Source organism: Vibrio sp. bablab_jr001, from assembly GCF_016464285.1.
GTDB classification, from domain to species: domain Bacteria; phylum Pseudomonadota; class Gammaproteobacteria; order Enterobacterales; family Vibrionaceae; genus Vibrio; species Vibrio fluvialis.
In genome coordinates this window covers 157,591-178,622 of the sequence record NZ_JACDWZ010000102.1, presented here as the reverse complement: position 1 = coordinate 178,622, position 21,032 = coordinate 157,591, and the positions used below count along the sequence as shown (strand labels likewise).

22 protein-coding genes are annotated in these 21,032 nt (G+C 47.4%); 12 read left to right on the top strand and 10 right to left on the bottom strand.

Features of this window, described 5'->3' with window-relative positions:
- Positions 1–227: 227 nt before the first annotated feature.
- Positions 228–1,484 carry a glucose-1-phosphate adenylyltransferase gene (gene glgC, locus JIG40_RS18940; protein ID WP_032082256.1) on the bottom strand — a complete coding sequence of 419 codons (1,257 nt, stop codon included), beginning with the start codon at positions 1,482–1,484 and terminating at the stop codon, positions 228–230.
- A 415-nt stretch (positions 1,485–1,899) separates the two neighbouring features.
- Between glgC and JIG40_RS18935 the strand changes: the two genes are divergently transcribed.
- Positions 1,900–2,238 carry a cytosolic protein gene (locus JIG40_RS18935; protein WP_199465854.1) on the top strand — a complete coding sequence of 113 codons (339 nt, stop codon included), beginning with the start codon at positions 1,900–1,902 and terminating at the stop codon, positions 2,236–2,238.
- Positions 2,239–2,494: 256 nt separating this feature from the next.
- Here the strand turns inward: JIG40_RS18935 and JIG40_RS18930 are convergent, their stop codons facing one another.
- Positions 2,495–2,734, bottom strand: coding sequence for a hypothetical protein (locus JIG40_RS18930; protein WP_032082258.1), 240 nt, complete (start codon positions 2,732–2,734; stop codon positions 2,495–2,497).
- 249 nt (positions 2,735–2,983) lie between these two features.
- Between JIG40_RS18930 and JIG40_RS18925 the strand changes: the two genes are divergently transcribed.
- Both JIG40_RS18925 and JIG40_RS18920 read left to right on the top strand, forming a co-directional pair.
- Entirely contained in the window at positions 2,984–3,268 is a 285-nt protein-coding gene (locus JIG40_RS18925) for a hypothetical protein (RefSeq protein WP_199465853.1), read from the top strand.
- Between the two features lie 143 nt (positions 3,269–3,411).
- On the top strand, positions 3,412–3,894 hold the full coding sequence (locus tag JIG40_RS18920) for a tetratricopeptide repeat protein (RefSeq protein WP_061055854.1): 483 nt from the start codon (positions 3,412–3,414) through the stop codon (positions 3,892–3,894).
- Between the two features lie 46 nt (positions 3,895–3,940).
- Here the strand turns inward: JIG40_RS18920 and JIG40_RS18915 are convergent, their stop codons facing one another.
- Entirely contained in the window at positions 3,941–4,849 is a 909-nt protein-coding gene (locus tag JIG40_RS18915) for a LysR family transcriptional regulator (RefSeq protein ID WP_199465915.1), read from the bottom strand.
- A gap of 103 nt (positions 4,850–4,952) precedes the next feature.
- On the opposite strand from JIG40_RS18915, the gene accD reads away from it, so the two are divergent.
- Positions 4,953–5,846 (top strand): acetyl-CoA carboxylase, carboxyltransferase subunit beta, encoded by an 894-nt coding sequence (accD, locus tag JIG40_RS18910; RefSeq protein ID WP_199465852.1) that lies wholly within the window; start codon positions 4,953–4,955, stop codon positions 5,844–5,846.
- A gap of 29 nt (positions 5,847–5,875) precedes the next feature.
- Here accD and JIG40_RS18905 read toward each other — a convergent pair whose 3' ends face one another.
- Together JIG40_RS18905 and JIG40_RS18900 are read right to left on the bottom strand one after the other, a co-directional pair.
- Positions 5,876–6,658, bottom strand: coding sequence for a TSUP family transporter (locus tag JIG40_RS18905; protein WP_154182610.1), 783 nt, complete (start codon positions 6,656–6,658; stop codon positions 5,876–5,878).
- A gap of 21 nt (positions 6,659–6,679) precedes the next feature.
- On the bottom strand, positions 6,680–7,561 hold the full coding sequence (locus tag JIG40_RS18900; RefSeq protein WP_199465914.1) for an NAD(P)-dependent oxidoreductase: 882 nt from the start codon (positions 7,559–7,561) through the stop codon (positions 6,680–6,682).
- 192 nt (positions 7,562–7,753) lie between these two features.
- On the opposite strand from JIG40_RS18900, the gene JIG40_RS18895 reads away from it, so the two are divergent.
- From JIG40_RS18895 to mtgA, 5 genes are all read left to right on the top strand, one after another.
- On the top strand, positions 7,754–9,094 hold the full coding sequence (locus JIG40_RS18895; protein WP_199465851.1) for a PLP-dependent aminotransferase family protein: 1,341 nt from the start codon (positions 7,754–7,756) through the stop codon (positions 9,092–9,094).
- Positions 9,095–9,187: 93 nt separating this feature from the next.
- Positions 9,188–9,697 (top strand): DinB family protein, encoded by a 510-nt coding sequence (locus JIG40_RS18890; RefSeq protein WP_154182605.1) that lies wholly within the window; start codon positions 9,188–9,190, stop codon positions 9,695–9,697.
- 126 nt (positions 9,698–9,823) lie between these two features.
- On the top strand, positions 9,824–10,330 hold the full coding sequence (def, locus tag JIG40_RS18885) for a peptide deformylase (protein ID WP_020332505.1): 507 nt from the start codon (positions 9,824–9,826) through the stop codon (positions 10,328–10,330).
- Positions 10,331–10,547: 217 nt separating this feature from the next.
- Positions 10,548–10,934: a DUF1090 domain-containing protein gene (locus tag JIG40_RS18880; protein WP_199465850.1), complete on the top strand. Its 387-nt coding sequence runs from the start codon at positions 10,548–10,550 to the stop codon at positions 10,932–10,934.
- Positions 10,935–11,139: 205 nt separating this feature from the next.
- Positions 11,140–11,826, top strand: a complete 687-nt coding sequence (mtgA, locus tag JIG40_RS18875) for a monofunctional biosynthetic peptidoglycan transglycosylase (protein ID WP_199465849.1) — start codon at positions 11,140–11,142, stop codon at positions 11,824–11,826.
- Between the two features lie 196 nt (positions 11,827–12,022).
- On the opposite strand, the gene JIG40_RS18870 is transcribed toward mtgA, so the two are convergent.
- A complete protein-coding gene (locus tag JIG40_RS18870; RefSeq protein WP_020332508.1) occupies positions 12,023–12,418 on the bottom strand; it encodes a hypothetical protein in 396 nt (131 codons plus the stop codon).
- 281 nt (positions 12,419–12,699) lie between these two features.
- Between JIG40_RS18870 and JIG40_RS18865 the strand changes: the two genes are divergently transcribed.
- Positions 12,700–13,071 (top strand): GtrA family protein, encoded by a 372-nt coding sequence (locus JIG40_RS18865; protein ID WP_081381502.1) that lies wholly within the window; start codon positions 12,700–12,702, stop codon positions 13,069–13,071.
- 12 nt (positions 13,072–13,083) lie between these two features.
- Here JIG40_RS18865 and JIG40_RS18860 read toward each other — a convergent pair whose 3' ends face one another.
- A complete protein-coding gene (locus JIG40_RS18860; RefSeq protein WP_348541344.1) occupies positions 13,084–14,586 on the bottom strand; it encodes an EAL domain-containing protein in 1,503 nt (500 codons plus the stop codon).
- Between the two features lie 201 nt (positions 14,587–14,787).
- On the opposite strand from JIG40_RS18860, the gene JIG40_RS18855 reads away from it, so the two are divergent.
- Entirely contained in the window at positions 14,788–15,036 is a 249-nt protein-coding gene (locus JIG40_RS18855; protein WP_020332511.1) for a DUF3297 family protein, read from the top strand.
- A gap of 128 nt (positions 15,037–15,164) precedes the next feature.
- Here JIG40_RS18855 and JIG40_RS18850 read toward each other — a convergent pair whose 3' ends face one another.
- The gene (locus JIG40_RS18850) at positions 15,165–16,961 is read right to left on the bottom strand and encodes an ABC transporter transmembrane domain-containing protein (RefSeq protein ID WP_199465848.1); all 1,797 of its coding nucleotides are present in this window, start codon (positions 16,959–16,961) and stop codon (positions 15,165–15,167) included.
- Entirely contained in the window at positions 16,958–18,697 is a 1,740-nt protein-coding gene (locus JIG40_RS18845; RefSeq protein ID WP_199465847.1) for an ABC transporter transmembrane domain-containing protein, read from the bottom strand. Before JIG40_RS18845 ends, JIG40_RS18850 begins: the two co-directional genes overlap by 4 nt.
- A gap of 275 nt (positions 18,698–18,972) precedes the next feature.
- On the opposite strand from JIG40_RS18845, the gene JIG40_RS18840 reads away from it, so the two are divergent.
- Positions 18,973–19,851, top strand: a complete 879-nt coding sequence (locus tag JIG40_RS18840) for a nucleotidyltransferase domain-containing protein (protein ID WP_199465846.1) — start codon at positions 18,973–18,975, stop codon at positions 19,849–19,851.
- Positions 19,852–20,172: 321 nt separating this feature from the next.
- On the opposite strand, the gene JIG40_RS18835 is transcribed toward JIG40_RS18840, so the two are convergent.
- A complete protein-coding gene (locus JIG40_RS18835; protein WP_158151977.1) occupies positions 20,173–20,976 on the bottom strand; it encodes an alpha/beta hydrolase in 804 nt (267 codons plus the stop codon).
- Positions 20,977–21,032 lie beyond the last annotated feature (56 nt).

The window sequence follows — 21,032 nt, the reverse complement described above, 5'->3', positions numbered from 1 at the left end:
ACATTTCCTTATATGAAGTGAACGCGTTAGAGTTTTATATCTAACGCGTTTTTGTCCATAAATAAGCTATGAAGGTCATATGTATGTATTTAGGTGGAAAGTGGTCTTATCTCCGAGTGGTGAAGATAAGACCATAATTTGGGTATAAGACTAATTGTACTCTCGTGCTATATTTCTCGCCATGCGATGTCGTTGACTCGTATTTCGAAAAAAATTATTCAGTACGTTTATTTCGCAAGATTTTCCAGCATAGTTTTAGTTACTAGAGTGACTCCTTTTTTTGTAACACGAAAACCATTGGCTTCATCCTGTTCCTTATCATAACCAATGCTCAAACCGGCCGGGATACAACAATAACTATCAAGGATAACTCGCTTCAGTTTAGCGTGTTCACCAACTTCACTGCCAGGCAACAATACTGACTCTTCAATAAGACTGTATGAGTGGGCATGGACACTTGAATACAACAATGACTTTCTAATGGTAGAACCAGAAATGATGCACCCTCCAGAAACCGTTGAATCAACGGCCATACCACGGCGTTCATCGTTATCAAAAATGAATTTAGCAGGTGGAAGCTGTTCTTGATATGTCCAAATCGGCCAGTCTTTATCATAAAGGTCAAGTTGTGGTTTAGGTGTCACAAGTTCCATATTGGCTTCCCAAAATGAGTCTAGTGTACCCACGTCACGCCAGTAGGGCTGATTTTCACTGTCTGGATCTTTGAAAGAGTACGCAAAAACATTACTGTCATTAATGATTGAAGGAATGATATCGTGGCCAAAATCGCGGGTGGACCCTTGGACATCCACATCTTTTAATAACTGGTTAAAAAGAAAATCAACATTGAATAAATAATTGCCCATTGAAGCCAAACACTTATTTGGTTTGTTCGGAATTGCATTGGGTTGGGCTGGTTTCTCATCAAAAGCGACTATTTTGTTGTTGGAATCTACGGTCAGAACACCAAAACTACCTGCGGCTTCCTCAGTATCAACTTCCAGGCAACAGACTGTCATATCGGCGTTATTTGCCACATGCTCCGCTAGCAGAGAACCATAGTCCATACGATATACATGGTCACCAGACAGAATTAGAATGTACTTGGGTTTATGTGAACGAATTATATCAATATTTTGATATACCGCATCTGCTGTACCAGCATACCAATCATCGCCCGTTCGTTGTGAAGCAGGTAAAATTTCAACAAATTGTTGAGCCCTAAAACTTCCCCAACCGCGGCTAATGTGACGGATCAATGAGTGCGACTTGTATTGTGTAGCGATACCTACGCGGTGAATACCTGAATTGAAACAGTTTGATAGTGGAAAATCGATAATACGAAACTTACCACCAAAATATACAGCAGGTTTTGCTCGGACATCGGTAAGTTCAAATAAACGACTCCCTCGACCACCTGCCAATATCAAAGCGTAAGTGTCTTTGGTTAAATTACTGATATGTCTATCATAAACCTGGGACATAGAGACCTCCATGGGAACGTTTTATAAACTTGTTGTAGCGCGTACTTAAACAGCGTACATCGGAGCAGAGTATTGATTGTATGCAAGTTACTATATAGGGGGATTGTTGAAAAAACTGTGACTGAAGCAAGGCATTATTATTTGAATAGCCACCAGTGTCGTAGCCACTTTTAGCATTACCAAAAATAAGCCAATTTATAACAGAAGAAATGAGTCCTGATTCTTATGCCAGAAAGGTTTGGGGCAATTTAAGTTATGAAGAGCCAACTGTGTATGTTCAAGACAGAAACATGTTTGAAGTTGGCGAGTAAATGTCCGGGAATGGCACAGTATTGCTGACTTTGGTCACTAAATCTCTACGACGTATTCGTCGGATAGTGATAACATCGCCGCATTAGAATTACCGAGAAACTCCATGTTTATCCATCATGTTAACGACATCGACTGGCTGGTGATTACAGCCTTTGAAGAATTGAAAGCGCTATTCATCGAAGACGCTGGTGCTATTCCTTCTTACTTCTCTACCACCAGCGAATTGGGCCTGATTGATCAAGCCAAGCGCACTTATGGATATTTGCCGACACTCGACGGCGTAATCACCGATACCGGCACGTTTCAAAGGCCAAATAACGAAGAAGATTTGAACCCACAGCTTGCCTGCCTCGTTGAGGGGCGTGGCCGGATGTTTATCTATCACGGCGGCTTTGTGGCTTTTGTGGACGACGAGAAAACCTTTATTACCCGAATGGACTGAACATGATTCAGTCAGTTGGAATTGAGCTGCGTTGGTTCCTAGTATCAATAAGAAATGCATAACCATCGACTTGATGGACGCAGTCTTAATTGGATACGGGCTGGAATACCGGTTTCCGCTTCTTTTGAAATGCTAGTGATTTGCTGTTGATTGAATTGCTTATTAATGTTCATCATCCCCTTGGTTGGATGAACATTAATAAGCGTAGGCTGGACTAGATTAAGGAACGTTGGCCAGACCGTACCAATAAAGCCTGTTAGTCGAGGTACCAGTTAGTCGCATAAATCACAAGAACCACTACAGTGACCAGAAAGGCGAGTATCATTACCATCTTTTTCATGTAGCTTGATCTATCAAATGCCACGCCTTTTTCTTCTCTTACTCTCGCTTCTTCATCGAAATGCCACTTAATCGCTAAGTAGCCTCCAATACCTAATACAACAATCTTTAAAGCTCCTGCGAAGTACGGAAAGAAGTTGGACCAACTGCCGTTCATTATCTATCTCCATCAAATTAAATATCGATTATGCGTTAGCATCATCAAAGGTTCATGTTTAGCGCGCCTCAATCAGGCGTTTTAGCTAGCGCAAGTCTACTGCTCGCGCTAGTTGCCCACAACTCTCTTTGTAATACCGTCTGTCTAACAAAGTTATGTGAATACACTCGTAGCTTGGAAGACGGGGCTTTTTTATTTGTGCTGAAAGGGCTATTCAATGCCGTTGTGTTTTGAGTTAGGAGTCAATTTATGCCTGTCCATCAGTATCAAATCTTCTATCAGGGCAGTAGACTAGAGCGCAATTTCACCTATTTGGACACGGCGTCAACCAGTTATCAAAAAGAGAAAGAGATATTGCTTTCCCAAGGGTTTGAACTTGATGTTGATCCGATCACTGCAGCCTCTCCAGAAGAAGCCATTCAAAAGTATATGGATAGGCTTGAGCATGAGTTAAACGGAGCCAATTCAGCTCGTCACCCAGTTTACTCATTTGCGTTGATGCTAGAATCGGCTTTAAAAAGTCGTAAGAAGTAAAAACTTGCTTACCTGTCCGTTAAATTTGGACGTTCAGTGCATCGCATTTTGATTGCAAATTTGCTCAGGTGATTAGGGCGGTAAAGTCTGCTTTGGCGGCAGTACTCTCTTCCTTTAACGTGACAGTAAGCTCAGAGGAGTATATGGAAAATATCATCACACAAGCGATTGAGTTGAGAAAAGAGGCTAAGTATCAAGAATCGAGAGCGTTGTTAGCTACGCTACTAAACGATGAGCGTTACGCGGCTAAAGCACATCTGCAAATTGCGTGGTCGTATGACAATGAAGGTAAAGAGCAGGAAGCGATAGGTCATTATTTATCATCTCTGGTTGGCCATCTTTCATCGGTAGAGCGGTTTGACGCGTTATTTGGTCTCGCGAGTACGTATCGAAGCCTCGGTAACTATTCAGAGGCGTTAAGCTATTTCGAACAAACGATCAGCGAGTATCCTGACTCTGTCGAAGTTCAGCCTTTCTATGCGATGTGTCTTTACAATTTAGGCCGTCATAAAGAAGCAACGTCTTTGTTGCTTGAACTATTGGTTTCAACCACGAATAGCGACGCCATTAAACAATACCAGCGTGCTATTTCTTTGTATGCGAAAGACTTAGACAGAGTTTGGTAATCAAACACGCTTGTAGATATGTTTTGAGGGTTCGATAGACGACGTTTTAACCCTCGTCTTCCCTGGCGCATTGCTGTAAATGCTCAATAAACATAGGAATTTTCTTGGCTAGGTGTTTGCGTGAGGCGTAGAAAGCATAGAGCACCAAGTCTTCTGGTTGGTATTCGAGTTTAACGATGTTGAGCAATCCGGTTTGAATTTCACCGCGGCAGAATGCGATAGGTAGGATTGCAAACCCTAAGCCAGCAATGGCTCCGGATTTCGCGAGATTGCCGCTGTTTACTTTGAACGCCGATTGCACTTTTTGCGTGATGACTTCGGCATTTGAGCGCTTGAACACCCAAGGTTCTCCCTTGAGCGCCGACAAGCTGCTGATGCAGGGCAGTTGGCTCAAATCGGTAATATGAAAAGGTGTGGGGTAGGCGTTAAGAAGCTCTGGTGACGCCACCACAGCACTTGGCCAGCGTTTGATTTCTTTTGCAATCCAATTGTGGTCGTTGAGTTTGCCGCGTTGAAAACTCAGAACAACATCGAAACCGTCCAACAAATCCTCCTTCGGGCTCACGCTGGTATCGCAGCACAGTGAAATGGAAGGGTGCTGGCGACAAAAGGCCACGACAGCATGAGCCAGTTCCGGTGAATCAGGCATTAGGACTCGCAATTGCCCCATCACTTCGTTGGAATGCTGGGTTACCTCTTCTAACGCATCGTTCAGCTTACTTAACAAGGGTTGTGTTTGAGCGTAAAGCTGTTCTCCGGCCTGTGTCGGTGCAATGCGGCGTGTCGTTCTGTCGAACAGACGGATATTTAACCGACTTTCTAGCAGCGAAATATGACGGCTGACGTTCGAGGTAGGAAGCATCAGCAGTTCCGCCGCTCTTTTAAAGCTATTGTTCTCGTAAACGCAGTGAAAGCTGGTCAGCCATTGTTGTTCGATCTTATCTAGCACTTCAATAATCCCATTTTGTTGGATTATAAAACTAATAATCGCCACTTTATTACCAAATATAGGTGCATACAATCCTAAGCAACGGTTGAAAGGTGAAGTAAGGTCGTCCATGAGTTGGTTGGAAAAGCTATTTGATAAAAAGAACATTTTAAACACCCGTAAAGCAACGATTCCGGAAGGTGTTTGGCTCAAGTGCGCTGCCTGTGAGCAGGTGTTGTATGGTACGGCACTTGAGCAGAATTTGTGGGTCTGCCCCAAGTGCGAGCATCACATTAGAATGCCTGCACGTATTCGTTTGGAGCGCTTTTTGGATCAAGAAGACAGAGTTGAGATCGGCAGTGAACTTCACTCCCAGGACCTCTTGCACTTCAAAGATGTGAAAACATACAAGGAGCGGCTATCTCTGGCGCAAAAACAGACAGGGGAAAGCGATGCGTTAGTTGTCATCCAAGGAAAACTAATGGGATTGCCCGTCGTGGCTTGCGCGTTTGAGTTTTCGTTTATGGCTGGTTCAATGGGGGCGGTGGTCGGAGCTCGATTTGTTAAAGCGGTCGAGGCCTCGATCGAACATCGATGTGGTTTAGTGTGCTTTTCCGCGTGTGGTGGCGCGCGTATGCAAGAGTCGCTGATGTCTTTGATGCAAATGGCCAAAACCAGCGCCGCACTCGACCAGTTGGCTCGCGCCGGTTTGCCTTATATCTCGGTGCTCACTGACCAAACTTTTGGCGGTGTTTCCGCCAGTCTAGCCATGCTCGGCGACATCAACATCGGTGAACCGAAAGCGATTATCGGCTTTGCCGGGCGGCGCGTGATAGAGCAAACGGTGCGTGAAAAGCTCCCAGACGATTTTCAACGCAGTGAATTTCTTCTGGAACATGGTGCATTGGATATGATTGTGGAAAGGCGTGATATGCGTGAACGGGTTGCCCGTTTGCTGGCGAAATTGATGAACGTGGAACTAAGGCAACAATCACTGCAAAGCAATAAGGCCTCAAATGATTGAGGCCTTTTTAAGCACTGAATTCGCCCACTTCAGACAAGAAACTTATAGCCTAATGACAGCATCAATAAACTGAGTGAGAGTGAAATGGTGCGTTGAATCAGTTTTGCGCCATATTTCATGGCGGATGCACTGCCGACATGGTTCCCCAACAAGTTCATGACCACTAACGGGATAGCGAGCATATACAACACGTTTCCAGCCAGCATAAAGGCGATCAGCGCACCAATGTTGGATGCAAAGTTAAACATCTTCGATGTTGCGGATGAGGCCACTAAATCGAATTTCAACAGGTAATGCAGGGCCAAAATCAAAAAGCTGCCGGTTCCTGGGCCGAAGAATCCATCATAAAAACCAATCACAAATACCGCACTTGGTACGCCAAAGAGAATGACACCTTTGTTGATGGGGGCGCTATTTGGCTCATGGCGACTCTTTTTCGGAATGAACGACAAAGCGATGCCGAAAGGCAGCATAAAGAGGATGATTCTACCAATCGTATCCGGGTCAAAATAGAGAATCGCCTGCGCGCCCGCGTATGCGCCGATGAGACCAGCCGGAATACCTGTGGCTACGGCGGTCCAAATGACTTTCTTATTACGAACAAAATTTCTGATGGCGGCAATCGTGCCGAGTGTGCTGACGATTTTTTCTTGGCCAAGGGCCAACTGAGGGGGCAAACCGGCAAGAATGAAGGAGGGCACTAAGATCAGTCCGCCTCCGCCGGCGACAGAATCAATAAAGCCAGCCGCAAAGGCCGAGGCCATTAACGCGATCAAGATGACAAGGGTAATGTCATTGCCGAAGATTTCCATACTTCGCACTCCTTTGTATGGTTATCGCTGGTAAATCTTAAATAGCGCAGAAGTATCCATGCGGCCAAGCCCTTGCTGTTGAAGAGTTTGATACTCACTATCAACCTGTTGGGTGAGCGGCAGTTCGATACCCATCTGCTTGGCTTCACTTAAACAAATATTGAGATCCTTGTGCATCCAGTCGATAGCGAAACCAAAATCAAATTTCCCCTGTGACATGGTGATGGCGCGGTTTTCCATTTGCCAAGAGCCTGCGGCGCCATGTTTGAGAACTTCAACCAACTGGCCGACGTCCAAACCAGCCTTCTGAGCCAGCAATAAACCCTCGCTTAGCCCTTTCAATACGCCCGCGATGCAGATTTGATTGACCATTTTACTGCGTTGACCCTGACCGTGTTTACCCATCAGAGCGGCCTGCTTGCCGTAACTTTTCATCACGGGAGCGATGCGTTCAAACACGGCGGGCTCGCCGCCACACATAATCGTCAGTGCACCGTTTTCCGCGCCGGCCTGCCCACCTGATACTGGTGCATCGATAAACGCGATGCCTTTTTCTTGGCAAGCGTTGGCTAGCTCTTCGGCGAGTTCAGCTGAGGTGGTGGTATGGTCAACCAATACTGAACCTGGCTCCATGCCAGCCAGCACGCCGTTGTCGCCGTAGACGACACTTCTTACATCGTCATCATTTCCCACACACAAAAACACAATGTCGCATTCGGTAGCAGCAGCTTTGGGCGTTGAGAAAAACTCGCCGGAAAACTGCTGAGCCCACCGTCTTGCTTTACTCTCTGTGCGATTAAATACGTTGGTGCGATAGCCCGCTTGTGAAAGGTGACCCGCCATAGGAAAGCCCATCACACCCAGACCGATAAATGCGACGTTAACGCATTCCCTTACTTGCATCTTTTCCATCTTTTTCTCCTCACTGAACGTTGTAAATGACCAAATTGAACTATGTCATTTAGTTGCTCTAATTAGGCTATTGATCATATTGATATATGTCAATGATAAATTTGACGTATTCAAAAAGTAATAAAACCCAAAAGACATATGTTATCATCCGGCAACGATGGGTTACTCCGAGGGAAAACGGGCGTGAGCACGAGCAAATTCATTCGCATTGCAGAAGTCATAGAACAGAAAATTGAAAGCGGTGAATTTCCACCCAGTTCCAAGCTGCCCACTCATCGCTTGCTCGCGGAAGAGCTGGGTACAACGCCAGTAACCGTCGCGAAGGCTTATAAGTTATTGAATGAAAAAGGGTGCCTTGAGTCTTTTGTTGGCCGTGGAACCTTTGTTCGGGCGAACTCTGATCTTGATAAAGCCATCCAAGCCCCGGATGAAGAGCAAAGTTACAACTTTTCTATCCTTCAACCTTGCCTGTACCGTAATTTACCTGCACTCAAAAATGCCTATCGCCAATCTGCGGAGTTACTGACGACGGCGGTGATTGGTTACACGGAACATTCCGGGCACGACGCGCACCGCGATGCTGGCGTGAAGTGGGCACAAAAATATGGCTTGGAAGGGGCGAATCGCGACAACATGTTGCTGACCAACGGGGCTCAGCATGCGTTGTCTTTACTCGTCGATACCTTAACCAAGCCGGGTGACACCATATTGGTGGAACGTCTGACTTACCCTGGAATCTTAGCCATCATCAACACCTCTGGCCGCCAGATAGTGGGGGTAGATATGGATCTGCATGGTCTCTGTCCTAACGCTCTTGCTTCAGCCATTGACGAGCACAAAGCGGCGATGGTGATTGCCATTCCCAGCCATCAGAATCCGACCGGCGTTTCGATGCCGGAATCGCGCAAGAGGGAAATTGCCGAGGTCATCAACGATAAGAAAGTTTGGCTGGTGGAAGATGATATTTACTGTTTTCTCGATGATGAACCGATTGCTCCTATCGCCAACTTTGCGCCGGATTACACGTTTCATATTTCGGCGTTGTCAAAAGCGATCAGCCCGGCTATGCGCTGTGGCTATTTAAAAGCGCCTGAGAGCCAGGTTGCGGCACTCAATGCCAACATTCGAACCCATATCTGGCTGGCGTCGCCCATCAACTTTATCGCGGCGACGCTCTTAATCGAGTCGGGAGAAGCGTTCCGTTTGGCTGACCAACAACGTGAAATCGCCAACGAGAGACAAAAGCGGGCGAGAGAAATTTTGACTTCGATTGACTGCAGCGCATCGGGCTATCACATCTGGCTGCCACTGCCTGAATATTGGCAACCGGACCGATTTGCGATGGAAGCAAAGAATCGTGGCGTGATCGTGACCAGCGGCAGCTACTTTTGCACCAACAACAAAACGTCGCCACACGTCAGATTGTCTCTCATGTCGATCAGTAACGAGGCTCGATTGGAAGAGGGATTGCAAGAGCTACAATCACTGTTGGTATCGGATGTGAGTACCTTTTTTCCGTATTAGAATTTCAGAATATTGACTGACAATATGACCAGATGCGATGGCTTTAAGATTCGCTCTGGCACGATTTAACAATGACATCGTTAAGGAAAGACAATGCAGTTGGGTAAAGCGTTTCAATATAAAAAATGGGCAAACAGTGAGTTATTAATGCTGGGGGAAAAGCAGTTTTCCCAGCTTCCCGAAAGCGATGCTACGTTCTTCATTCGCATCTTAAATCACACGACGGTGGTGGACAGTTTGTTCATCAGCCGCATTCTTGGTGAGCCAGAACAGTACAGCGCCGACAACACAGTCGAAACGCCGACGTTAAATGAGTTGCGCCAGACAATGGACAGCAACGACTCGTGGTTGATCCAATACGTTGAATCGGCCACTGCACAAGAGCTGCAACGAGTGGTTCACTTTACGTTTGTCGACGGTGATTCAGGGCAACTCAGCGTGGAAGAGATCCTGCTGCATCTGTTGACGCACGGAAGCAATCACCGAGGCATGGCCTCAAGAGTATTAGCTGAGAACAATCTTGAGCGCCCGCGAGATACCTTTACGCGCTATTTACATCAAGCTGAGCCACAACGTCGCCAAAATTTAACGGGTTCAAGATGAATGTGAGTGCTTTTGTCAGTTGTCGCTTAGCCTAATGATGCTTTAGTTTTGCTACCTCAACGAGACTTTGCGATAATCGCGCTCCAACACGCTAGTTAAATTATTAAGACATTTGAACAGGTATATATGGCAGTTTTAGACATCCTCACCGCTCCGGATCCTCGCTTGAATATTCAGGCAGAAAAGGTTCAGGACGTTAACGCTATTCAGTCTCTGATTGATGATATGTTGGATACGTTATACGCGACCGACAATGGTATTGGTCTTGCTTCAACACAAGTGGGACGTAAGGAAGCCGTGGTGGTGATCGATCTTTCCGAAAATCGTGACGAGCCATTGGTCTTAGTGAACCCGGAAGTTGTCAGTGGCAGCAACAAAGCGATGGGCGAAGAAGGCTGTCTGTCGGTACCTGATTACTATGCGGAAGTGGAGCGTTTTACTTCGGTTGTCGTGACAGCATTAGACCGGAACGGCAATCCTATCAAGATTGAAACCGATGACTTTCTTGCGATCGTTATGCAGCATGAAATCGACCATTTGTCCGGCAACCTATTTATCGATTATCTGTCACCATTGAAACGTCAAATGGCGATGAAGAAAGTGAAGAAGTATGTGAAAGCGCACGCCAAGTAAGCGCGTTTGGTAACGAAACTTCTCCGGGTGCCTTTTCTGTTTGTTGACGAAGGCACCTCACTTCCCCCCAGTCCTCCCGCGCCTCCGCTTCGACAACTTTTTAACCACGTCGAGAACATTCTAACGGCCTCACTAAGCAGAAAAATTTACATAGCCTAGACCTTAGGTAATGCACTGCGTGGCATACTTCATCGCTCAATAATCAGGAGGTGTTTGTATGACCCAAAAATCTATCAGTGTTGCTTTGTTCGCTTTGCTGCCAGTGTCGGTTGCTTTAGCTAATACACCGCCACTAAAAGGCTGTGCGGCGAAAGAGCAGGCCATTCAACAAGAAATCGATGCAGCAAAAGCGCATGGTAATCAGCGCAAGCTTGATGGCTTAAACGAAGCATTAAGCCAGGTCCGTGAGCATTGTACCGAAGACGGTCTGTTAAAAGAGCGACAGGCGAAAGTCCAAGAGAAACAACGAGAAGTGCAGCAACGACGTCAAGAACTTGAAGAAGCGCGTGCTTCTGGAAAATCGGACAAGATTGAAAAGAAAATGCAGAAACTCGATGAAGCCAACGCTGAATTGGCAGAAGCGATGGCTGAATTGTCTAAATAGACGTTCGCGCTGGCAATAACGCGAGGGCGCGGCGGTTCTCAACTATCCATGTATTCGGCTGCCTCTTGTTTGGTGATGCTCTCTCATTGAACTAATAAATTTGTCATCACTTTTACATACAACGGACAACTTTCAGTTCCAAATCTCGTTTACTTGTCTCTTTTGAGTCATCAACGAAACCAAAAGCAGAGGTGTGAGAGTGTTTATGCGAGGAGTCCGACATCGGATTAAACGTCTGTTGATGACGGCTATCGTTTTAGCGCTGGGATTGCCAGTTGTTTTGGTTTTGGTGCTGAAATACGTCAATCCGCCATTCTGGGGATGGCAAGTGTCGCGTACGCTGTTTCCGCCGCAAGGATACCCTCAACAGTCTCAGCATCAATGGATTCCTTTGGCATCCGCCTCTCCCTCGTTACCACTGGCCGTTATGGCCTCCGAAGACCAACGCTTTCCCGAGCATTGGGGTGTTGACGTGAACGCTTTGGCATCGGTAATAAAAAATCGTGGCGAAAATGGGCCAGATCGCGGTGCGAGCACCATTACTCAGCAAACTGCGAAGAATGTGTTTCTGTTTCCAAGTCACACCTATATCCGCAAAGCCTATGAGCTCTATATCTCGCTGTTGCTTGAGCTGATTTGGGGTAAAGAGCGCATCATGGAAATGTATCTCAATGTGGTGGAATTTGGTCCGGGTATTTATGGCATTCAGGCTGCGAGCGAGCACTACTTTGGCGTATCGGCAAACCGCTTAACGCGTTACCAAGCTGCGCAATTGGCCGTTGTTCTTCCGAATCCGTACCGCATTCAGCCTTATCCGATGACACACTACGTCCAGCAACGTGTGAACTGGGTACTGAGACAAATGCAGAATTTAGGTGCCGTGGCTTTGTAGGAAGGCTAATGACTCAACCGAATCAGCGCATCAAACAGTGGTGTGAGTCGTTAATCAAGGGAAATAAACAAGATGGCCATCGAATTTAAAGGTTATATTCGATGGCCATTATCTATTCCTGCGGCAGCGTCGGGAATGTTATTTCCCTACGTTGTTTCACTGCATTAGCGCTGATCTATCCGAAGCAGAATAGTGATTAGAAATAAAGTTGGTCGACAAGTTTATCGTTAACGAAGAGCTCGCATTTGTCTGCACTGCTGTTTTTAGTCGACTGAATGATGCCTGCAACCACGCCGAATGCACCGCCTTGATCGCCTAAGACAGACCCGAAATAACAGTGGCTGCGCAGGGCTAATCCTTGGTAGGTAGAGCTGAAGTTTTGGGTTGGCGTGTAAGGAGGAAACTGTCCTTGCATGATAGGGTCACCATTGACGGTGAGGATCAGCTTGTTTTTATCTTCTAGGTAACTGCCTGCAAACTTGAGGACTTTCCCGTCAACTTCGACGGTTTTCTCTTGCGCTGTACGAGGCGCTGTTGCACAGCCCATGAGTGTTGAGACGAGAACAAATGTAGCGAGCGTGGAAATTTTCATCAATCTATTGCCTTATGTTATTTATAAACACTTCCTATGAGACAGGGAGCATATCATGAGGTTTGATGAATATTGACGCATTCTCCACGAAGAAGTGAGGGATTATTCTGGATAGATGTCACAAACAAAAAAATATACAACGAAAGTTGTAACCCTTTTTAGGCGTGCCAGTTTGGCTGCCAGTATTAATTCAGCGGAAATCTCGCAGTGTGATTGTTTGACTTACTGCGCGACGACTTTTATAAACGAAAGTAGCCTTTATTCAGGGAAGCAGAACAACCTTGTCAGAGCTTATTAAGAAACGATTTACTAAGTATGTCAGTGTTGGATTAGTCAACACGGTGGTGCATTGGCTCTCATTTGCGCTGATCTACTCGTTGGGCGTTTCACAGAGTGTGGCGAACTTTTCGGCCTTCTTGATTGCGGTGACATTTTCATTCTTTGTGAATGCGAGATTCACGTTTAAATCGTCTGTGACATCGAAAAAATATCTGCTCTATACCGCTTTTCTCGGCGCTTTAGCGTTACTAATGGGGAAAATTAGCGATATGGCAAACTTCTACCCGTTGATGACGCTGGTCGCTTTCTCCGCAACCAGCCTTGTACTCGGTTTTCTATTTTCTCACTACGTTGTGTTTAAGCGCGCCGAGTAACACTGCGTGTGTCTATGCGTTATCGCGAGCGAGAACCGCATCCAGTTCGCTTTTGGGCATCGACTTGTAAAAATACCAGCCTTGGATGTAACCCCACGGGCAGTTTTCTTCAATGATCTTAAACTCATGTTCCGTCTCAACCCCTTCAAAAACCACTTGTTTGTTGAGTCCGGTGATGAGATCCATCACTGGCCTGACAATATTGCGTTTCATGTCGTAATTAAGCGCATTGACGAACACACGATCGACTTTGATGAAATCAAAATCCATTTCGGTCAGCCAGACTAAGTTAGCGACGCCCGTACCGAAATCATCTAACACGACCATAAAGCCCATCGATTTCGCTCTTCTGGAAAAATCGGCTAATTCGTTGAGAGGAAGGTCAATTCGTTCGGTGATCTCTATTTTGATTTGTGAGGGTTGAATACTCAGCTCAAGCGTGAGCTTACTTAGGAACGGCAAAAACTGAGGATCCTGCAGTTCGAACGCGGCGATGTTGATCCCAAGAGAAAAGCCCGGATTCTCTTGAAGAATCGGCGCCATTTCGCTGATAGAGCGCTCGGCAACGAAATAGGCCAGTTGCGGATAAAGGGAGAGCTTTTCGGCAATTCCGATAAAGAGTTCCGGTGACACTCGGCCATACTGGTTGTCTTCCCAGCGCACCAGACTTTCGACTCCGGCGATACGTTTGTCTTTCACCGAGACAACGGGTTGATATTCCATATAGAGTTTCTTCTGCGATAACGCCTCGCGAAAACGATGTTCGATGGAATTGTGTCGACTGATAAACGTCCAGAAAGAGTAGGCGAGCAGAAAGCTGAACAGCAGTGCGATTGCGAGCAAAGCCAACAGGACATGCGCCGAGTAGTTCGCCAGTCCGGCTTTGGCGTTGTGCGTATGAACGCAGTAGTTGAACCGGTCGCTGCAGGTTTTCGTTTTGATGCTCAATGGCGGAAACGGGTTGCCATAATCGTTGCCAGGTGTGTATTGGGTAAAAACATGCTCATCCGTGGCTGATTCCACACTGAAACGGAATCTCGGCATACGTTGCATCAAGTGCTGGTATTGATCGGGTACGGTCAGTGTCACGAATTGGTTCAGACGGGTCAAATCGTACTTGTCATCCACAGGGAAAAGATGACCCACTTGGGTGTAAAAACGATAGCCTTTAAATGCTGTCTGGAATTTATCGGCGACATTCACGGGGTCAAAAACGCCCCAGTTCGCGGAGCACAGGACGGATTCTCCCTCCATCAAACCGATGTCGTAGATTTCGGAGTTTTCGTGAACGAGTTGGCGAATCACCGTCATGGTGGCGTGATCGCAACTGGGTTGGAAGATGGTATTGGCAACGTGAAGGGCATCAGATATCTGCTCAGTCGCTTGCTCAGCTTCGTCCAGCACTTCTTTGGCGAACCGAATCTGTTCATCCTGCTGTAAGTAATAGGTAGTCACTTCGAGAACACCCAAAGTAAGAGCAAACGCCGCGAGGAACATGGCCACTCTTTTCAACACGCTATGAGCCATTCTTACCCACTGAATCCGATTGGAATAAAGTACTGAGTATGCGCAGTTAATGCCTTTCACACAATAATCATCAGGGATAATTTACATCGGGGAAACATAGCCGAGATGAACAACCCCAGATTGTTTTCTTGAGCCCGCGCGGCGCATTGTCTAAAATGGCGCACTTTTTAATGACACTGGGTCAATAATATGAACGACACGACTGCAAAACCAGCACTGCCGGATCACCTGGCAGGTAACCCTCGTAGCCCGCATTTTGTGGCTGAATGCTTTGAACACCAAATCGGCATTCGCTTGAACGGCAAAGAGCGTACCGACGTTGAAGAATACTGCATCAGCGAAGGCTGGGTAAAAGTCGCCGCGCCTAAAGCACTGGACCGCCGTGGTCAACCGCTGCTGATGACGCTGAAAGGCACAGTAGAAGCTTACTACAAATAATGGCGAGGTTGCCGGTTGGCGACCCAACATCTTCGGGCTTAGGGTGGCTGAGTCTGAAATAGAAAAAGGCCGCTGAGCGTAGACTCGGCGGCCTTTTTTATCACCGGCTTTTATTGCTGCAGAGGACGTTACGACGATAAGCAAACGGTCTGTTCTGCCTGCGCCACCATTTGCTCCTGCTGCTGCAACAGGTACATGGCGCGGTAACGACCATGTTCGATCGTCATCAATTGCTGGTGGTTGCCTTGTTCAATCAAGTGGCCTTTATCCAGCACCAGAATATTGTCGGCATGATGAATGGTGGAAAGGCGGTGTGCCACCACAATCAAGGTGACTTTGCCTTGCAATTCATTCAGTGCGCGCTGCACAACCTGCTCTGTTTCGCTGTCGATGTTGGCTGTTGCTTCATCCAGCAACAGAATTTTTGGTGAGCCAGCTAACGCGCGGGCAATGATCAACTGCTGGCGCTGACCCGTCGAGAGGCGCAAACCGCCTTCACCAAGTTCAGTCTGATAACCGTCGTTCATCGCGATGATCACTTCATGCAGATGTGCCTGCTTGGCTGCGCGTTCCACCGCCTCCTGGCTCAGATTACGCCCCATATCAATGTTATCGAACACGGTGGTCGCCAATACAAACGGCTCCTGAGGAATAAAACCAATCCCCTGGCGCAAGGTGTGCTGGTCGTAATCACTCAGTTTGTGGCCATCAATCCGAATGCTACCGGATTGTGGCTGATAAAAATTGAGCAACAGATTCAGCAGCGTCGATTTGCCGCTGCCGGTATGACCAACAATGGCGTAGAAACGCCCCGCGTCTACCTGGACATTAATATCGTGCAGAACCGGTTTATCTTTCTGATAGCTGAACGTCAGTTGTTCAATGGCAAGATCGCCACGTGAGATTTCACTCCAACGAGCGGAACCTTCATGGGCGGAAGGCTCTTGCAGCAGTTCATGCACGCGATCGCCTGCCACAATGGCTTGCTGGTAAAGGCTGAATCGCTGAGTAATCTCAACCAGCGGTTCGGTGAAACGGCCCAGATAATTCAAATAGGCATACAGTACGCCGACTTCTGCCACGCCCTCGACCACTTTGAGGCCAAAGAACCACACCACGCCGCCTAACACCAGAATACTCAGCAGGTTGATGGCCGGACGCAGCAGCAAAGATCCGACCGTGACCGATTTCAGCCTTGTGGCGTAGTAATCGCGGTTGATGGCCTGAAACTGCTCATATTTCGCGTGCTGCTGATTGGTGGCCTGAATCACCGTCATGCCGGAAATCGATTCATTCATCGTCGAGTTGATGTCCGAACGCAACTGACGGCTTTCGGTGACGGCTTTGACACTGAACTTTTGATAGAGATAAATCAGCGTCACGACCGCCGGGATGAGCATCAGGGCCACCAACATCAGTTGAATGTCCAGAATCGCCATCGCGGTCAGAATGCCGATCAGCAGAATCAAGTTGGCGAGGATATTCGACAAGAACTGCACATAAATATCTTTAATCGATTCGGTATCGTTGGTGATTCGGCTGACCAACTGACCAGTGCGCGCGTAATCGAAGAAAGCGACGGGCAACGTCAGTACATGTTTGAACAGGCGCTTACGAATATCCAGCACGGCATTGAGTGCGATATCGAGAAAACGCAGCGTCTGTTTGTATTTGAGGTAAGTTCCCGCCAATACCGAGAACACAAACAGACCGATCACGCCCGCCACTGGCCACAGTGGGTAGTGATCCTGCATCACAAATTCGTCGATAAACACTTTGCTCAACATCGGGCCGAGTACATCAAATCCAGTGGCCAGAATCACCAGCAGCAGCGTTTTGACAAACAGGGCCTTTTCGGCAAACACATAGCTCATCAGCAGTTGCAATGACCCGGAGCTTTTGGCTTTCTGTGGTTGAGTTTTCATTGCAAATTGTTCTCCAGTGCCTGCTCCATTTGTTGGTACGCCGCCATGCGCGCATACCAGCCGTCTTGGCGAATCAGTTCGCGGTGCGTGCCTTTTTCAATCATTTCGCCATGCGCCAGCACGACAATTTCATCCGCGCGTTCAATGGCGGACAGACGGTGGCTGACTACAATCAGCGTCTGCTCACGTCGCTGCTGCAGGTGCTCAATGATCACTTTTTCCGTTTTGATATCGACCGCCGACAGCGCATCATCCAATACCAGAATGGGTGCTTGGCTAATAAGCGCACGAGCGATAGAAATACGTTGACGCTGACCACCAGAAAGCGTCACACCGCGCTCACCCACCAGAGTTTGGTAGCCTTCCGGAAACTGCAAAATATCGTCGTGAATCGCTGCCAGTTTTGCTGCCTGATGCACTTCTTCATCGCTGGCTTCACTGCGGCCGATACGAATGTTTTCCATGATGCTCATGCTGAACAAAAACGCATCCTGCGGCACATACGCGTACAGGTTGCGCAGAGCGGGCAGGGGAATGGATTGAATCGGAATACCACTGACCTCAATCGAACCTTGCTCTGCTTCCCAGTAGCGCATCAAAAGGTGCAGCAGGGTCGACTTACCAGCTCCTGTGGCTCCTGCAATACCAAGCACGCGGTTTTCGCCCAGTTGCAGGGAAATATTGCTCAGTGAAGGTTGCCCGGTCTCCGGGTAATGGAAGCTGACGTGCTCAATCGCCAGCGCATAGCCTGCTGGCTCAGTGGTGCCTTGATCGTTAATGGAATCTGGCAGGTTGAGCAGCTCTTCCAAACGGCCGATCGCGGCGTTGCCGCGCTGCAAAATGTTCATCAGCCAACCAAAGGCATACATGGGCCAGATAAGCTCGGACAGATACAGGGTAAAACTGGTGAGCTGACCCACGGTGAGGTTACCGCTGCTGATCTGCCAGCCACCCATAAGCAGGGCGATGAGCAGTGCCGCACCCAAGCTGAGCTGAATAATCGGATCGAATAACGCTTCAGAACGCTGAACTTTGTAAGTACTTTGCGCCGATTGTTCAGCAATACGCTCAAATTTGTCTGCTTCAATCGCTTCACGGCCCATGGACTTGATCATGCGAATGCCAGCGACCGACTGTTGTGCCTGCTCATTCAGGGTCGAGAAGGAATCTAACGTGTCTTTAAACTGGTGATGAATGCGATTCGACAGTTTATAGAAGCCATAGCCCATAAACGGGAAGGGCAGAATGGCCAGCACAGCCAGTTGCCAGTCGATAAAAACAAACATCATCACCAGCACGAGGATGAAGGTCATCAGGCCATCAAAACCCGACAAAATGCCTTCACCGGCCGCCATTTCCACCGCGTCGATATCGTTGGTGGCACGCGCCATTAAATCACCGGTGGAGTGCTGGTTGTAGAACGCTTGGCCTTGTCTCAGCAGACGATGATAGAACTGCTCGCGCAGAATGTTGCCAAGCTGATAAGAGGTGCCGAACAGCACTCGGCGCCAGCCGTAACGCAGCAGGTAGACCAGAACACTGACTCCAAGCAGAGCAAACAGGTAAAATTCTGCTTGAGAAAAATCGCGGGTTTCCAGTAACTTATCGATAGCGTGACCAATAAACCACGGCACTGCCATATTGAGCATCGCGACGGCAAAAAGCATCGAGAGCGCCAACGCATAGGTAAAGCGGTGCTGGCGGAAAAACCACTTAAGGTGTTGAAATAATTGCATGAGTGACTGTCCAGACGAGACAACGAAACGGCAGTGTTCAATAACGCGGTGTCAGAAATCGCCCGAGCAAAGGCACAATAAGAAAAATGTGAAGGGCTCGCGGCGGTGGCCGTATTCGTTAATTTGCTTTTGTTCTGAGCAATAGTAGCGCAACGTCTGCGTTGGATAAATACGCACATTGAAGTGATTCGCCCGGTTTATACGAATAGGCAAAAAATAAAGAGATATGGATACGACTTTGCCATGCAGGTAGTGTCAGTGATGAAGGAATAAGCATGCAAGCAAAAACGCAGAGTGGCTTTCACCAAAGCGACGGCGCCGCTGCCGATACAGGCCTCGACGAGCAAGGCTTGATTCATAATACCTGCTCACCAGACAAGATTCAGCGCGAATTTTTGCCCGTTGTTGATGCTTTGCTTGATAACTTAAACAACGCTTTTCCGGGCGAGATACACAGCGTTTATCTGTATGGCAGCGGCGCTCGCGGAGTGGCGGAGATCGAGCGTTCAGACCTGGATATTTCACTGATTTTCAACCATCAAATGCAAGCATCTCAACGTGAAAGACTGCGCGAAATTTCATGCGAGTTTCCGCGTCGCTTTTCTCAGATCTCCAAACTCGATCTCGACCCGGGCTGTCTGGAAGAAGTGCTGCATCCCAGAGAGAAATATCGTTGGCAGTTCTGGTTAAAGCACTGCTGTTGCTGTATTAGCGGCGATGATGTTGCAAAAACCTTTGAGGCACTCAAGCCCAGCCGCCACATCGCGCTGGAGCTGAACCATGATCTTGCGGCATTTCTCTCATTTAGCTCTGAGCATGTGGCGGGTAGGGAAGTTAAGGTTCAAAACCAAGTCTTGGCCAAAAAGATCCTGCGTACAGCCTATTACCTCATCGCCGAACGTCACGGCAGTTGGTACACCGATTTAGCTATGTGTGCCCGGGTTGCCAAGTTGTACTATCCGCAGCAAACCGAGCAGATCGATACGGCATACACACTGGCGCGCGGCGGGGATTGCTCCCCAGCAGCGTTCAAGGTGCTGACCTCACAATTAGGCACAATGCTTGTTAAGCAAATGGCAACCATGACGCGTTATTCTGCTCAAATGGATGAGGATATGAATGACGAAGAGAAAGGTGATGTTACGAACCCCTAAAGATGTAACACCTGTCTCATTGATTAATCGCTAAGTGTGTTTCTTTGCTGGTTGTAATCTAATAGGGCACGTCGTCAAACTCATTTTTGTTCCTTTCTGCTTAGCGTAAATACCCAGCAATATACTACGCCATCGAGTTTCCGAAACTTCTTCATGATTACTAGCCGTGAGTCGTCTGAACTGCCCTGGCACTTAAGCCCTTAAAAATAGGTTGGGGTGGGCGATAACGGTAAAGTTAAAGCCCTTGAGCTTGGCTATTTAAATCCGTCTGCATTTATGGCTATGTTTAACGAATTATGAGTGTGACCCCAAAAGAATGTTTTAAGATGAACGTTTGATGTTTTGAGCAATAGAGTTCCACATACTCACAGGGTTTGAGTACATAGGAAAATGTCCGCAGTATGGTATTTCTGCCAGTTTTACACCTTGGCTCTCAATATCAGATAAGTAGGAAAGATGTTGATTCTGCTCACCATACATGAACATCTTAGGGCAAGGTAAGTTAAGAAACTTATCCATCAATTCACCATCATCAGACAGTTCAACCATAGATGAGAAGATAGGTTTAACGGCATCTGCTCGTACTTTATGACGTAGGCTTGCTGAGTATAAGGCACTGGCATAGTCTGGCGCATGTCTTGTTCGATCAATAAATGCATCAAAAAAATCTACAGCGTTGTCAGCAGGATAATTGATAATTTGGCGGCTCAGAAAACAATCTTCCGGTGCTATATTCCCTTCAATATCGGTGAAGCTGAGTACACGCTCTGGGTACTGATGTGCCAACATCAATGCGGTTAAACCTCCCATGGAATGTCCCACAAGATGAAATTGCTTGAATCCTACTTGATCCAATATCGCAATGGCGGTTTTCAGCAGAAACGGGATCGTAACGGATGTGGGGTCGCTGCATTGTGTTTCGCCGCATCCCGGGGCATCGTAGGCCAGAAAAGGATGACCGTTGAACTCTGCATAGTGAACGATGTCGGCGTAATCTTCTTTGGTGGAACCAAATCCATGGAGAAAGACAATCGGAGCTTTTGTGCCCGATCTGGTTATCGCCGAAACGCTAAGGTGTATACCTTCGATTAAAAAAGGTAAACGTTGGCTTGAAAATAACTCCATACAATACTCGCATCTGTTGTTGATGTTGCCAATGTACAACTTTTGATTGATAGTTA

Bases quoted from the DNA above. Each gene is read 5' to 3' on its own strand.
- JIG40_RS18920 (WP_061055854.1), top strand. From the start codon at position 3,412: ATGGAAAATATCATCACACAAGCGATTGAGTTGAGAAAAGAGGCTAAG.
- glgC (WP_032082256.1), bottom strand. From the start codon at position 1,484: ATGTCCCAGGTTTATGATAGACATATCAGTAATTTAACCAAAGACACT.
- JIG40_RS18890 (WP_154182605.1), top strand. From the start codon at position 9,188: ATGCAGTTGGGTAAAGCGTTTCAATATAAAAAATGGGCAAACAGTGAG.
- def (WP_020332505.1), top strand. From the start codon at position 9,824: ATGGCAGTTTTAGACATCCTCACCGCTCCGGATCCTCGCTTGAATATT.
- JIG40_RS18905 (WP_154182610.1), bottom strand. From the start codon at position 6,658: ATGGAAATCTTCGGCAATGACATTACCCTTGTCATCTTGATCGCGTTA.
- accD (WP_199465852.1), top strand. From the start codon at position 4,953: ATGAGTTGGTTGGAAAAGCTATTTGATAAAAAGAACATTTTAAACACC.
- mtgA (WP_199465849.1), top strand. From the start codon at position 11,140: ATGCGAGGAGTCCGACATCGGATTAAACGTCTGTTGATGACGGCTATC.
- JIG40_RS18870 (WP_020332508.1), bottom strand. From the start codon at position 12,418: ATGAAAATTTCCACGCTCGCTACATTTGTTCTCGTCTCAACACTCATG.
- JIG40_RS18925 (WP_199465853.1), top strand. From the start codon at position 2,984: ATGCCTGTCCATCAGTATCAAATCTTCTATCAGGGCAGTAGACTAGAG.
- JIG40_RS18855 (WP_020332511.1), top strand. From the start codon at position 14,788: ATGAACGACACGACTGCAAAACCAGCACTGCCGGATCACCTGGCAGGT.
- JIG40_RS18935 (WP_199465854.1), top strand. From the start codon at position 1,900: ATGTTTATCCATCATGTTAACGACATCGACTGGCTGGTGATTACAGCC.
- JIG40_RS18845 (WP_199465847.1), bottom strand. From the start codon at position 18,697: ATGCAATTATTTCAACACCTTAAGTGGTTTTTCCGCCAGCACCGCTTT.
- JIG40_RS18835 (WP_158151977.1), bottom strand. From the start codon at position 20,976: ATGGAGTTATTTTCAAGCCAACGTTTACCTTTTTTAATCGAAGGTATA.
- JIG40_RS18880 (WP_199465850.1), top strand. From the start codon at position 10,548: ATGACCCAAAAATCTATCAGTGTTGCTTTGTTCGCTTTGCTGCCAGTG.
- JIG40_RS18850 (WP_199465848.1), bottom strand. From the start codon at position 16,961: ATGAAAACTCAACCACAGAAAGCCAAAAGCTCCGGGTCATTGCAACTG.
- JIG40_RS18840 (WP_199465846.1), top strand. From the start codon at position 18,973: ATGCAAGCAAAAACGCAGAGTGGCTTTCACCAAAGCGACGGCGCCGCT.
- JIG40_RS18900 (WP_199465914.1), bottom strand. From the start codon at position 7,561: ATGCAAGTAAGGGAATGCGTTAACGTCGCATTTATCGGTCTGGGTGTG.
- JIG40_RS18930 (WP_032082258.1), bottom strand. From the start codon at position 2,734: ATGAACGGCAGTTGGTCCAACTTCTTTCCGTACTTCGCAGGAGCTTTA.